General features: G+C 68.7%; 11 protein-coding genes and 1 pseudogene. 9 read left to right on the top strand and 3 right to left on the bottom strand.

What is annotated here, in order from left to right:
* Positions 1–2: 2 nt before the first annotated feature.
* The 5 genes from kdpA to OG332_RS42350 all read left to right on the top strand — a co-directional run bounded on the left by kdpA (position 3) and on the right by OG332_RS42350 (position 7,865).
* The gene (kdpA, locus tag OG332_RS42370) at positions 3–1,667 is read left to right on the top strand and encodes a potassium-transporting ATPase subunit KdpA (protein WP_327418430.1); all 1,665 of its coding nucleotides are present in this window, start codon (positions 3–5) and stop codon (positions 1,665–1,667) included.
* Positions 1,664–3,769: a potassium-transporting ATPase subunit KdpB gene (gene kdpB / locus OG332_RS42365; protein ID WP_327418429.1), complete on the top strand. Its 2,106-nt coding sequence runs from the start codon at positions 1,664–1,666 to the stop codon at positions 3,767–3,769. Before kdpA ends, kdpB begins: the two co-directional genes overlap by 4 nt.
* Positions 3,770–3,776: 7 nt before the next feature.
* The gene (locus tag OG332_RS42360; RefSeq protein WP_327418428.1) at positions 3,777–4,454 is read left to right on the top strand and encodes a potassium-transporting ATPase subunit C; all 678 of its coding nucleotides are present in this window, start codon (positions 3,777–3,779) and stop codon (positions 4,452–4,454) included.
* 119 nt (positions 4,455–4,573) lie between these two features.
* Positions 4,574–5,263 (top strand): response regulator, encoded by a 690-nt coding sequence (locus OG332_RS42355; RefSeq protein ID WP_327418427.1) that lies wholly within the window; start codon positions 4,574–4,576, stop codon positions 5,261–5,263.
* Between the two features lie 58 nt (positions 5,264–5,321).
* Entirely contained in the window at positions 5,322–7,865 is a 2,544-nt protein-coding gene (locus tag OG332_RS42350; protein ID WP_327418426.1) for a sensor histidine kinase KdpD, read from the top strand.
* A 68-nt stretch (positions 7,866–7,933) separates the two neighbouring features.
* Here the strand turns inward: OG332_RS42350 and OG332_RS42345 are convergent, their stop codons facing one another.
* Both OG332_RS42345 and OG332_RS42340 read right to left on the bottom strand, forming a co-directional pair.
* Positions 7,934–8,188, bottom strand: coding sequence for a winged helix-turn-helix domain-containing protein (locus OG332_RS42345; protein WP_327418425.1), 255 nt, complete (start codon positions 8,186–8,188; stop codon positions 7,934–7,936).
* A gap of 74 nt (positions 8,189–8,262) precedes the next feature.
* Positions 8,263–8,679 (bottom strand): hypothetical protein, encoded by a 417-nt coding sequence (locus OG332_RS42340; RefSeq protein WP_327418424.1) that lies wholly within the window; start codon positions 8,677–8,679, stop codon positions 8,263–8,265.
* Between the two features lie 769 nt (positions 8,680–9,448).
* Between OG332_RS42340 and OG332_RS42335 the strand changes: the two genes are divergently transcribed.
* A complete protein-coding gene (locus OG332_RS42335) occupies positions 9,449–10,255 on the top strand; it encodes an SDR family NAD(P)-dependent oxidoreductase (RefSeq protein WP_327418423.1) in 807 nt (268 codons plus the stop codon).
* Between the two features lie 161 nt (positions 10,256–10,416).
* Positions 10,417–11,088, top strand: a complete 672-nt coding sequence (locus OG332_RS42330; protein WP_327418422.1) for a GNAT family N-acetyltransferase — start codon at positions 10,417–10,419, stop codon at positions 11,086–11,088.
* Between the two features lie 121 nt (positions 11,089–11,209).
* On the opposite strand, the gene OG332_RS42325 is transcribed toward OG332_RS42330, so the two are convergent.
* Positions 11,210–11,776 (bottom strand): hypothetical protein, encoded by a 567-nt coding sequence (locus OG332_RS42325; RefSeq protein ID WP_327418421.1) that lies wholly within the window; start codon positions 11,774–11,776, stop codon positions 11,210–11,212.
* A gap of 504 nt (positions 11,777–12,280) precedes the next feature.
* On the opposite strand from OG332_RS42325, the pseudogene OG332_RS42320 reads away from it, so the two are divergent.
* Together OG332_RS42320 and OG332_RS42315 are read left to right on the top strand one after the other, a co-directional pair.
* Positions 12,281–12,562, top strand: a pseudogene (locus OG332_RS42320) (transposase); the annotation flags it as partial.
* Positions 12,563–12,947: 385 nt separating this feature from the next.
* Positions 12,948–13,310, top strand: a complete 363-nt coding sequence (locus tag OG332_RS42315) for a hypothetical protein (RefSeq protein WP_327418420.1) — start codon at positions 12,948–12,950, stop codon at positions 13,308–13,310.
* Positions 13,311–13,322 lie beyond the last annotated feature (12 nt).

Genomic DNA, 13,322 nt, shown 5'->3' with positions numbered 1-13,322 from the left:
CGATGAGTCCCGTTCTCGCTGGTGTGCTCCAGCTCCTCGCACTGATCGCCGCCCTCGCGCTGGCCTACCGCCCGCTGGGCGACTACATGGCTCGCGTCTACTCCTCCGAGAAGCACTACAAGCCGGAGAAGTGGATCTACAAGGCCATCGGCGCCAACCCGTCGGCCGAGATGCGCTGGCCGGCTTATCTGCGGGCGGTCCTCGCCTTCTCGGCGGTCTCCGTCCTGTTCCTCTACGGCCTCCAGCGGGCCCAGGGGATCCTGCCCGGCTCGCTCGGCTTCTCCGCGATCGACCCGGACCAGGCTTTCAACACCGCCGCGTCCTTCGTGTCGAACACGAACTGGCAGTCGTACTACGGCGAGCAGGCCATGGGCCACGTCGTGCAGACCGGCGGCCTCGCGGTGCAGAACTTCGTCTCGGCGGCGGTCGGCATGGCCGTCGCGGTGGCCCTCGTACGGGGCTTCGCGCGCTCCCGCACCGGGGAGCTGGGCAACTTCTGGTCCGACCTGGTCCGCGGCGTCTTCCGCATCCTGCTGCCCATCTCGGTGATCGGCGCGATCATCCTCGTCGCGTGCGGCGCCATCCAGAACTTCGCCGGCATCCACGAGGTCGGCCAGTTCATGGGAGGCTCGCAGCAGTGGAACGGCGGCGCGATCGCCTCTCAGGAGGTCATCAAGGAACTCGGCACGAACGGCGGCGGCTACTTCAACGCCAACTCGGCCCACCCCTTCGAGAACCCCAACCCGTTCTCGAACCTCTTCGAGATCTTCCTGATCCTGCTCATCCCGTTCGCCCTCACGCGGACCTTCGGCCGGATGGTCGGAAACCTCCGCCAGGGCTACGCGATCCTCGCCACGATGGCCACCATCTGGATCGGTTTCACCGCACTGATGATGTGGACCGAGTTCGCCCACCACGGCCCGGCCTTCGACGTCGCGGGCGGGGCGATGGAGGGCAAGGAGACCCGCTTCGGCATCGGCGCTTCCGCGATCTTCTCGGTCTCGACCACGCTCACCTCGACCGGTGCGGTCAACTCCTTCCACTCCTCCTACACAGGGCTCGGCGGCGGCATCCAGCTGCTGGGCATGCAGCTCGGCGAGATCGCGCCCGGCGGTGTCGGCTCCGGCCTCTACGGCATGCTGATCATGGCGATCATCGCGGTGTTCATCGCCGGCCTGATGGTCGGCCGGACCCCCGAGTACCTGGGCAAGAAGATCGGCACCCGCGAGATCAAGTTCGCGGCCTGCTACATCCTCATCACGCCCGCCTTGGTCCTCGGCTTCACCGCTGCGGCGATGGCGCTGGACACCCCGGCGAACTCGATGACCAACACCGGGGCGCACGGCTTCTCGGAGATCCTCTACGCCTACACCTCGGGCGCCAACAACAACGGCTCCGCCTTCGCGGGCCTGAACGCCGACACCCAGTGGTTCAACAGCACCATCGGCATCGCGATGCTGCTCGGCCGCTTCCTCCCCATGGTCTTCGTCCTCGCGCTGGCCGGCTCGCTCGCCGAGCAGAAGCCCGTCCCCGAGACCGCGGGCACGCTGCGCACCGACAAGCCGCTCTACACCGGCCTGCTCGTCGGCACCATCCTCATCGTCACCGGACTCACCTACTTCCCCGCCCTCGCGCTGGGACCGCTCGCCGAAGGGCTCGCCTCATGAGCACCGCCACACCCACCAGGGCTCCGCACCAGGACGTGCCCACCGGCCACAAGCCGGGCGGCGGACGCGTGGGCGGCGGCCTCTTCGACCCCAAGCAGCTGCTGAAGTCCTTCCCGGACGCGATCCGCAAGCTCGACCCGCGGATCATGATCAAGTCGCCGGTCATGTTCGTGGTCCTGATCGGCTCGGTCGTCACGACCGTGCTCGCGATCAAGGACCCCACGGACTGGTTCGGCTGGGCGATCACCGCCTGGCTGTGGCTGACCACGATCTTCGCCAACCTCGCCGAAGCCGTGGCCGAGGGCCGCGGCAAGGCCCAGGCCGACACCCTGCGCAAGGCGAAGACCGACTCCGTCGCCCGCCGTCTGACCAAGGACGGCAAGGGCGAGGAGCAGGTGCCCGGCGCGGAGCTGCGCATCGGCGACCTGGTGGTCTGCGAGGCCGGCGACATCATCCCCGGCGACGGCGACGTCGTCGAGGGCGTGGCCTCCGTCGACGAGTCCGCCATCACCGGCGAGTCCGCGCCCGTCATCCGCGAGTCCGGCGGCGACCGCTCCGCGGTCACCGGCGGCACGAAGGTCCTCTCCGACCGCATCGTCATCAAGATCACGACCAAGCCCGGCGAAACCTTCATCGACCGCATGATCGCCCTCGTCGAGGGCGCCGCCCGCCAGAAGACGCCCAACGAGATCGCGCTCAACATCCTGCTCGCCTCGCTGACCATCGTCTTCCTGCTCGCCGTGGTGACCCTGCAGCCGTTCGCGATCTACGCGGGCGCCGAGCAGTCGATGATCGTGCTGACGGCCCTGCTGGTCTGCCTCATCCCCACGACCATCGGCGCGCTGCTCTCCGCGATCGGTATCGCGGGCATGGACCGCCTGGTCCAGCGCAACGTCCTCGCGATGAGCGGTCGTGCGGTGGAAGCCGCCGGAGACGTCTCCACGCTGCTGCTCGACAAGACCGGCACCATCACCCTCGGCAACCGCCAAGCCTCCGGGTTCGTCCCCGTCAAGGGCACCACGGCGGCGGAGCTGGCGGACGCCGCCCAGCTCTCCTCCCTCGCCGACGAAACCCCCGAGGGCCGCTCCATCGTCGTCCTCGCGAAGGAGAAGTACGGCCTGCGGGAACGCCACCAGGGCGAGCTGTCCCAGGCCGAGTGGATCGCCTTCACCGCGCAGACTCGTATGTCGGGCGTGGATGTGGACGGTAAGCAGACCCGCAAGGGTGCGGCCGGATCCGTCATCACCTGGGTCCGGGAGCAGGGTGGCCAGGTCTCCGACGACGCCGACACCCTCGCCAACAAGATCTCGGAGGCCGGCGGTACGCCGCTGCTCGTCGCCGTCAAGGACGAGAAGGGCGCCCGCGTGCTGGGCGTGATCCACCTCAAGGACGTGGTCAAGGAGGGCATGCGGGAGCGGTTCGAGGAACTGCGCCGCATGGGCATCAAGACCGTCATGATCACGGGCGACAACCCCCTGACCGCGAAGGCCATCGCCGAGGAGGCGGGTGTCGACGACTTCCTCGCCGAGGCCACCCCCGAGGACAAGATGGCCCTCATCAAGCGGGAGCAGGCGGGCGGCAAGCTCGTCGCGATGACCGGTGACGGTACGAACGACGCCCCGGCGCTCGCCCAGGCAGACGTCGGCGTGGCCATGAACACGGGTACCTCGGCCGCCAAGGAGGCCGGGAACATGGTGGACCTGGACTCCGACCCCACCAAGCTCATCGAGATCGTCGAGATCGGCAAGCAACTGCTGATCACGCGGGGAGCGTTGACGACCTTCTCCATCGCCAACGACGTCGCGAAGTACTTCGCGATCATCCCTGCCATGTTCGCGGTGGTGTACCCGGGCCTCGACAAGCTCAACATCATGGGCCTGTCCTCGCCCGAGTCGGCGATCCTCTCCGCAGTCATCTTCAACGCACTGATCATCATCGCCCTCGTGCCGCTCGCCCTCAAGGGCGTCCAGTACAAGCCGACCAGCGCCGACAAGATGCTCCGCCGCAACATCGGACTGTACGGCGTGGGCGGTCTGATCGCCCCGTTCATCGGCATCAAGCTCATCGACCTGCTCATCTCCCTCATCCCCGGAATCGGCTGAGACGACAATGAACAACTCAGTAGGCAACACCGTCCGGCTGATCGGCGCGGGCCTGCGAGCCCTTCTCGTTCTGACCGTGATCTGCGGGGTCCTCTACCCACTCGCCGTCACCGGCGTCGCCCAGGCCCTCTTCAACGACAAGGCCAACGGCTCCGAGATCAAGGACAAGAGCGGCCAGGTCGTCGGCTCCTCCCTCATCGGCCAGAGCTACAACCTGCCGAAGAACGACCCGAACGACGCCGAAGAGGCCGTGAAGCCGGACCTCAAGTGGTTCCAGCCCCGCCCCTCCAACGGCCTCGGCTCCAACAGCGTCAACATGCAGTACTCGCTGATCCTCTCGGGTGCCACCAACAAGGCTGCCGACAACCCGGATCTGGTCAAGCTGGTCGAAGACGCCAAGGCCGCGGTCGTCGCGGACAACACCACTGCCACCTATGCGGTGAAGCCGCAGGACGTGCCGGCCGACGCCGTCACCTCCTCCGGCTCCGGCCTCGACCCGAACATCTCCCCGGAATACGCCAAGCTCCAGGTCCACCGGGTCGCCGAGCAGAACAAGCTCGACGTCAAGCAGGTCGAGAAGCTGGTCGAGGACCACACCGAGGGCCGCACGCTCGGCTTCATGGGTGAGCCCCGCGTCAATGTCCTGGAGCTCAACATCGCCCTGAAGGCGCTCTCCAAGAGCTGAGCTCCACATCGCACGGACCGAGAGCCGGCAGGGCGCGGAGCTCCCCCAGCTGCCGCTGGGCGGGGCCCGGCCCCCGCCGGCTCTCACCGTGCCCGTTACGAAGGAAAGGCTGCACACCGATGACCCGGGTGCTGGTGGTGGAGGACGACCCTCAGCTCGTCCGCGCGCTAAAGATCAACCTCCAGGCGCGCAAGTTCGAGGTCGAAGAGGCCCCCGACGGCGGCTCGGCCCTGCGGCTCGCGGCCGCACGCAAGCCGGACGTCATAGTGCTGGACCTCGGCCTCCCCGACATGGACGGCATCGAAGTCATCAAGGCCGTCCGCGGCTGGAGCAAGGTCCCCATCCTGGTCCTCTCCGCCCGCCACACCTCCGAGGACAAGATCCGAGCCCTGGACGCCGGCGCCGACGACTACGTGACGAAACCGTTCAGCATGGACGAGCTGCTGGCACGGCTGCGGGCGGCGGCGCGGAGGCATGAAGCGCCCACGGCTTCGCAGGCCGACGAAGTCGCCGTGGTCACGACCGACGAGTTCACCGTCGATCTGGTCGCGAAGAAGGTTCGCCGTGGCGAGCGCACCGTACGGCTCACCCCGACCGAGTGGCACCTGCTGGAAATCCTCATCACCCACCCGGGACGGCTGATCACCCAGAGTCGGCTTCTACTGGAGGTCTGGGGCCCGACCTACGGGGAGAACACCAACTACCTGCGCGTCTACATGGCCCAGCTACGGCGCAAACTGGAAGCGGACCCTTCGCATCCGCGATACCTGATCACCGAACCCGGCATGGGCTACCGCTTCGAACCTTGATCACCCACCCGATCCACGGCACGGACCCCCGTCGTCAGCAGAGAAGAAGAGTCGGAACATGGGACGCGGCAAGCTCCGCATCTACCTGGGCGCGGCACCGGGCGTCGGCAAGACGTACGCGATGCTCTCCGAGGCTCACCGCCGGATCGAGCGGGGCACCGACTGCGTGGTCGGCTTCGTCGAACACCACAACCGGCCGCGGACCGAGGTGATGCTGCACGGCCTGGAACTCATCGAGCGACGCGAGATCGAGTACCGGGGCAGCACCTTCACCGAGATGGACGTGGACGCGATCCTCGCCCGCCGCCCCGCCGTGGCGCTGGTCGACGAGCTCGCCCACACCAACGTCCCCGGCTCGCGCAATGCCAAACGGTGGCAGGACGTCGAGGAACTGCTCCAGGCCGGCATCGACGTCGTCTCGACCGTCAACATCCAGCACCTGGAGTCGCTGGGAGACGTGGTCGAGACGATCACCGGGGTGCGGCAGCGCGAGACCGTCCCGGACGAGGTGGCCCGGCGCGCCGACCAGATCGAGCTGGTCGACATGTCCCCGCAGGCGCTGCGCCGCCGCATGGCCCACGGCAACGTCTACAAGCCGGACAAGGTCGACGCGGCGCTTTCGAACTACTTCCGTCCCGGGAACCTGACCGCCCTGCGCGAGCTGGCCCTGCTGTGGGTCGCGGACCGCGTGGACGAGTACCTCCAGGAGTACCGCGGCGAGCACAACATCCGCTCCACCTGGCAGGCCCGCGAACGCATCGTCGTCGGTCTGACCGGCGGCCCCGAGGGGCGTCAGCTCATCCGACGCGCCGCACGCCTCGCCGAGAAGGGAGCCGGCGGCGAAGTCCTCGCCGTCTACATCGCAGCCAGCGACGGCCTCACCTCCGCCTCGCCCAAGGAGCTGGCCGTTCAGCGCACCCTGGTCGAGGATCTGGGCGGCACGTTCCACCACGTGATAGGCGAGAGCGTCCCCGACGCGCTGCTGGAGTTCGCCCGCGGCTGCAATGCCACCCAGATCGTGCTCGGCGTCAGCCGCCGCCGCTCCTGGCAGTACGTGTTCGGGCCGGGCGTGAGTGCCACGGTCGCCCGCGAGTCCGGTCCCGACCTCGACGTCCACATCGTCACGCACGACGAGGCCGCCAAGGGCCGCGGCCTGCCTGTCGCCCGCGGTGCGCGTCTCGGCCGGTCCCGCATCATCTGGGGCTGGCTGGCCGGTATCGCCGGACCCGCGCTCCTCACCGTTCTGCTGAACCAGGTCGTTCCCGACCTCGGGCTCGCCAACGACATGCTGCTGTTCCTCACCTTCACGGTGGCGGCGGCCCTCCTGGGAGGCCTGCTGCCCGCCCTGGCCTCGGCGGCTTTCGGATCCCTGCTCCTGAACTACTTCTTCACCCCGCCGCTGCACGAGTTCACCATCTCCGACCCGAAGAACATCGTCGCCATCGCGATCTTCGTGGGGGTGGCCGTGTCGGTGGCCTCCGTGGTCGACCTGGCCGCCCGCCGCACCCACCAGGCCGCCCGGCTGCGCGCCGAGTCCGAGATCCTCTCCTTCCTCGCCGGCAGTGTCCTGCGCGGCGAGGACTCCCTCGAGGCCCTCCTGGAACGGCTGCGCGAGACCTTCGCCATGCAGTCGGTTGTCCTCCTCGAACGGAGCAGTGAGGTCGATCCCTGGAACACCGCCTCGGCCGTCGGTACCAGCCCCGTCAGCCGGCCCGAAGACGCGGACGTGGACCTGCCCATAGGCGACAACATGGCGCTCGCCCTCACCGGCCGGGTACTGCCGGCCGAGGACCGCCGCGTCCTCGGCGCCTTCGCCGCCCAGGCCGCAGTCGTACTCGATCGCCAGCGCTTGGTCGACGAGGCCGAGAAGTCCCGCGAACTCGCCGAGGCCAACCGCATCCGCACCGCGCTGCTCGCCGCCGTCAGCCACGACCTGCGGACTCCGCTCGCCGGCATAAAGGCCTCCGTCAGCTCGCTCCGCTCCGACGACGTCGAATGGTCCGAGGAAGACAGGGCCGAACTCCTCGAAGGCATCGAGGACGGCGCCGACCGCCTCGCCGCACTGATCGGCAACCTCCTCGACATGTCCCGCCTCAACACCGGCACGGTCGTCCCGCTCATCCGCGAGACCGACCTCGACGAGGTCGTCCCCATGGCCCTGGGCGGCGTGCCCGAGGACAGCGTCGAGCTGGACATCCCCGAAACGCTCCCGATGATCGCCGTCGACCGCGGCCTGCTGGAACGGGCCGTCGCCAACATCGTCGAGAACGCCGTCAAGTACAGCCCCGACGGCCAGCCCGTCAACGTCACGGCCAGCGCCCTGCACGAGCGCGTGGAACTGCGCGTCGTCGACCGCGGCCCCGGCGTCCCCGACGAGGCCAAGAATCGGATCTTCGAACCGTTCCAGCGCCACGGCGACGCCCCGCGCGGCGCCGGAGTCGGCCTCGGCCTCGCGGTCGCCCGAGGCTTCACCGAGGCCATCGGCGGCACCCTCACGGCCGAGGACACTCCGGGAGGTGGACTCACCATGGTCATCACCCTCCCCATAGCGGGCGACGCACCGCCGGTCACCGCGGATCTCCCGACCTCGGCGGTCACCTGAATCGGCCCGCGGACCGGGTCCGACGATTGCCGGCCAATGCTGTGGCCGGCAATCGTCCTCCCCCGACATCAATGCAGTGGTCCCGCGATGGCCATGAGCGCGGCGAGGTGGCGCCGATAGGTGGCCAGTCCCTCCTCGGTCAGACACAGCCAGGTCCGGGGCCGCCGTCCGACCTGCCACTTCTCCACTGTCACCCAGCCCGCTTCCTCAAGGCGCGAGACCTGCTTCGACAAGGCAGAGTCCGTGATCTCCACGAGATCCCGCACATAGGCGAACTCGGCCTTCTCCACGGGAGCGAGAGCCGCGACGATCGACAGACACACGGCCGACGCCAGAAGCGGCGCGAGTCCGTGTCGCGGATGAGGGCCCTGACCGGCACCCACCGGGACTTCCGGCGTCATACGGCGCGCGCCTCACCCCAGGCCGCCACGGCGGCGGGCACCGCGCATACGACGGCGGCCACAGCCGCGAACGCGACACTGTCCAGGAAGACGGTGAGGCCGAGCACGAGCGTCAGGACGTAGGCGACCGCCCAGGCGCCGATCGCTCTGAGGTGCCGGCCGCCGTAACCGCGCGGGACCACGGGCTGCCTCGTGGCGAACACGGACAATCCCATGACCACAACGGCGTTCGCCAGCGTGCTGACGAGTGTCCCCGTCCGCCCGTGCCACATCAGCACTGCCGGGACGAGAGCGAGCTGCCACACGGCGAACAGCCAGAGATAGCCGACGTACCAGCCGCTTCGCCCCCGCGCGGTCGCCTCGATCCGCGCAATCCCCTTCAACGATGCGTCCGCATTGGCCTGTTCAGACATGGCACACCCCTCCCGTCGTCGCCGAGCAGCCTTGAACCTGCCCACTCGGCATCTACTTTCCAGATTAGCAACTACTTGCCGGGAGGGATGGCTGATGGTGTACGCGTTGACGACCGAAACACGCGAGCCGCCCAGCTCGGTATCCCCACACCGGAAGCTGGACGGCTCATGTGTTGTGCGACGTTTGACCAGCACGCGGTCGCATCGGCCCGTACCCCCCACGGCCGAACCATGCGCATCTTCGGTGGTGTTCAGGTCACCGACCTCCAGCCGCGTGCCACCGGACCGTCACCGGCTCCGTCGCTCCGCCAGTCTGCTCCCGGCCGACGTCCGTGACAACGCTCCTTTACGCGTTCCTTCCGCGCGGTCGTCGATCTTTGACGCGGCCCTGATGACCTGCGCGAAGACCGGATTCACGCAGTCACCCGATCTACATCAGAAGGCCGTCAGAGTCCCGTTCAGGATCTTGCCCCGGCCTCCCCGATGCGCTGGGATGAAGGCATGAACAGCGGTCCGCGCTACGACGATCGGCCACCGTTATGGCGAAGCCGTGCCGGTGGCCCGTCGGTGCAGCCGACAGCGCCCGCTGTCCGCCCGGCCCTCTGACATCGGCCGCGCGTCCTCCGCGTACCAACCGCCGGCGTCCTGAAGGACTCCGGCCGGAGCTTCGTACGCATCCTCCCCTTCACCGCATGACCTGAGCCCTCGCCCCCTGCCCAACGCCGGGGGCGCATGGCGCGTCAGCCATGCCTGCCTCCAGGAATCCGACATGCCTTCATCCCTGTCCGGACGTACCGTCCTCGTCACCGGCGCCACCGCCGGCATCGGCTACGAGACCGCTCGCCAGCTCGCCCGGCGCGGCGCGGTCGTCCTTCTCCACGGCCGCACCGCCGAGGAGGCCCAGGCCGCGGCCGACCGTCTGGTGACCACCGAGGGCATCGACAGCGCCCTGCTACGCCCGCTCGCCGCCGACTTCGTCCGTCTGGAGGAAGTCGAGAACCTGGCCCACGCCGTCGTACGGGAGCACTCGCGCCTGGACGTTCTCGTCAACAACGCGGCCATCGCTGCCCCCGAGCGTCACACCCTCACCATCGACGGCAACGAGATCGCCTTCCAGGTCAACTTCCTCGCCCACTACCTCCTCACCAACCTCCTGGAGCCGGCTCTCACCACCGACCCGGGCGGGCGCGTCGTCAACGTCTCCTCCTCGCTCCACCGCACGGCCGCCATCCAGTGGAGCGACCCGAACCGGGAGCGCCGTTACTCACGGCTCGCCGCCTACGCGCAGTCGCAGCTGGCGCTGACCGTCTTCGCCTCCGACCCGCGTGTCACCGCCGTGTCCGTCCACCCCGGTGTCTGCGAGACCGGCTTGCTCCCCCTCTACGGCAACGAGGGCGAATCGGCGGCCGAGGGCGCGGCGCACGTCGTACGGCTCTGCGACCCCGCCACCGAGATCGTCAACGGCGCCTACTACGACCGCTCCGAGCGCGTCGCCCCGGCCGCCGCGGCCACCGAGGACCGCACGATCAAGCGCCTCAACAAGCTCGCCGACCTCCTCGTCGGCCACACCGCCTGAAGGGACACCCGTCCATGTCCAAGCGCGCACGCAAGAAGAGAGCCCGTCGCAAGAAGGGCTCCAACCACGGCAGCAAGCCCTCCTGCTAGCCAACAGCCCATTCCGCGGGGCGGCCCTCCGACCAGGGCCGCCCCGCCTCCATGTCCCGACAAGGAACCCTCGTGATCAACTTGCCGTCCCACCGACTCCCGGCCCTGGTCCGCTGGTTCCCCACCGGGGCCCCGGGCTCGGCCGCCCTGACCGAGCACGTCCTGACCACCGAGGCCGGTCGCTGGTGGGTGGACCGCGTCATCCAGCCGCGCGTGATCGCCGCCGAATGCGGGGACCACGTACTCCTGCGCGGAGACCCACAGGCTCTGACGCCGAAGAGTCTCGCGGTCTTCGCGGACCACTACATCGAGGCACCGGGCCGCTTCCTTCCCCTGATCGGAGCGGCGTTCGACCGGGTCGTGCCATGGAAGCGCATGGTCTACGTCAAGCGCTCCCCCGTGCCCGACGCCCGGCCGCCCAGGGGTGTGACCGTAGGCAGGCTGAACGCCCGGGACACGCGCTCTCTCAGCGGCCTTCCGCCCGCGATGAGCTGGATCCACCGCACCTGGGGCGGACCTGACGCCCTCGCCCGCTCGGGCTGCGCCTGGGCCGCCTTCAAGGGCGACCGCATCGTGGCCGTCGCCTGCACCTACTTCCTCAACACCGCCTACGAGGACGTCGCCTGCGTCACCGTGCCCGACCCGCGCCTCCAGTGCTTGGCTCTCGACTGCATCAACGCCTTGTCCTCGGACATCACGGCCCGCGGGCACACCCCCAGCTGGACCTGCCTCGCGAGTTCATGACGTCCTCGACCTGGCCCGTTCAAGAGGGGACGGGCCAGGCTGGCAGCCCTACGACACCAGCTAACAAAGCACTACTAGTTGATCGAGGCGACCTGAATGTCACAAGGCATCTTCAGCTCGTCTACTGCACGCGGCTGGCGGCGTGGGCGTTGTCGTCCTTCGTCTGGGCGCGGGTGCCGGGGGTGACGCAGACGAGGTCGCTGGGTATCGCCTCGCGCCATACGTACCCGGACTTGCAGGCGGGGTCGCTGGGGCTGACCCGCCGATCCGCGGCGTGGGCGTTGTCATCCCTTGCCTGGGCGCGGACACCCGGCGTGACGCAGACGTGGTCATCGGCGCCGGTGGCTTCACGCCACACGTACCCCGACTTGCACGTGTCCGACTTCTGTACGCGGCTGGCGGCGTGGGCGTTGTCGTCCTTCGTCTGGGCGCGGGTGCCGGGGGTGACGCAGACGAGGTCGCTGGGTATCGCCTCGCGCCATACGTACCCGGACTTGCAGGCGGGGTCGCTGGGGCTGACCCGCCGATCCGCGGCGTGGGCGTTGTCATCCCTTGCCTGGGCGCGGACACCCGGCGTGACGCAGACGTGGTCATCGGCGCCGGTGGCTTCACGCCACACGTACCCCGACTTGCACGTGTCCGACTGCGAGACCAGTTTCGGGACCGCGACGGCGGCGGTTGGTAGCACAATGCTCCCAACGACTGTGATCACCGCTGCCGAAGCAGCGGCGACAGCAGGAAGGCGCTTGTGGACGCGGGCCATGCCTTTCACACTCCCTGTCTCAGAATCTTCGCTCGCCGAGACGCCTATTCGGTGCAAATTGGGATGCCGCACTGGCTCGATGAGACTGCGATCGTGTCACCACGTCTCGACGTGCACTCAGACGTAACGTATGCCTTCGACCTCACCCCTGAAAGGGGCGTATTGATCGGCTCTCGCTATCTGTCCTTCTCGAGTTTCGCACCTCACCATCTGGGGCGCATCTTGGGGCCGGAGGGCAACTTCCCGGCTCCCTAATGCGCACGACCTTCAACTGATCTTTTCTGCCCCATTGTTATGGGCGCATCCGAGAGGGGAAGTCGAGATGCCTTCGGTGCCTGCACGGCAGCCTCGGTGCTTGTGATTGTCCGTCGGCTGTTGTAGCGGGCGAGCGCTCCGAATCCAACCTCGACCCTGGCTCCGCCCGCAGCAGCCCCCGCGACCCGCAGCTCGGGCTCCTCGATCCGCGGCGAACAGCCGTCCCGACGCGGAAACAAGCAGCTCAAACGGGCTTTCTTCCTCTCCGCGTTCGCGGCCCTGGCCGACCCGGTCTCCCGGGCCTACTACGACAAGAAGATCAGCCAGGGCAAGCACCACACCCAGGCCCTCCTCTGCCTCGCCAGACGACGAGCCGACGTGCTCTTCGCGATGCACCGCGACGGCACCTTCTACAACCCCAACCCGCCCCATCACCGGCCGCGACCGCACGGGTGACGGCAGACCGGGTCAACGTTCCTCATCAGAGCTGCGTCAAGGACTCGCATACCTCCTTGAGCCCCGCCTCGCGAACCAGTTGGATGAGCGATGTGAACAGCGCTCTGCGCCATGACGACCGGCCGCCGCATACGGTGCGCCCGGCCTCGCACGCTGCTCACCTGCCGGTGCGCTGACGCACCGCCCCATCCGCGGCCGCCCGCCCCCGCCCGTTGCGCGGGCGGCCGCTTCACCCCGCGCCTGCCCCCGCTCCGGGTCGGTACGGGGCCTCACCCTTCGCCTTCTCCCGTTCGCCCGCCCGGTCGGCGATCGGACCCGCGCGCCCGCATGGGCCCCGCCTCCCCGCCTCCCCGCTCTCGTAGCCGTGCACCCTTTGGAGAACGTCGTGATCGAAATCGAAATCGCACCGCGGCAACTTCCGCCCCTGAGCCGCTGGTTCCCCACGGGCTCGCCCGGTCCCGGCGCTCTCGCCGAGCACGTGCTGACCACGGGTGTCGGCCACTGGTGGGCCGACCGCCCCTATCAACCTCGTGTCCTCGCCGTGAGCTGCGCGGACCACGTGCTGCTGCGCGGCGACCCGAGCGTCCTCGCACCGGACTCGTTGAAGCGGTTCGCCGGCCAGTACGTCGAATCTCCCGCGCGCTTCTGGCCCACGCTCGGCCCCGCCTTCGAGCGCGTCGCCCCCTGGGAACGGATGCTGTACGTCCACCAGGCCCAGCCGGGCCCCACCCGCGCGGCGTCACGGTGAGACGCCTGACAT

Origin of the sequence: Streptomyces sp. NBC_01233, from assembly GCF_035989305.1 — a bacterium.
GTDB lineage: Bacteria > Actinomycetota > Actinomycetes > Streptomycetales > Streptomycetaceae > Streptomyces.
The sequence above is the reverse complement of the archived record's forward strand: the minus strand, read 5'-3'. Positions and strand labels throughout refer to the sequence as shown.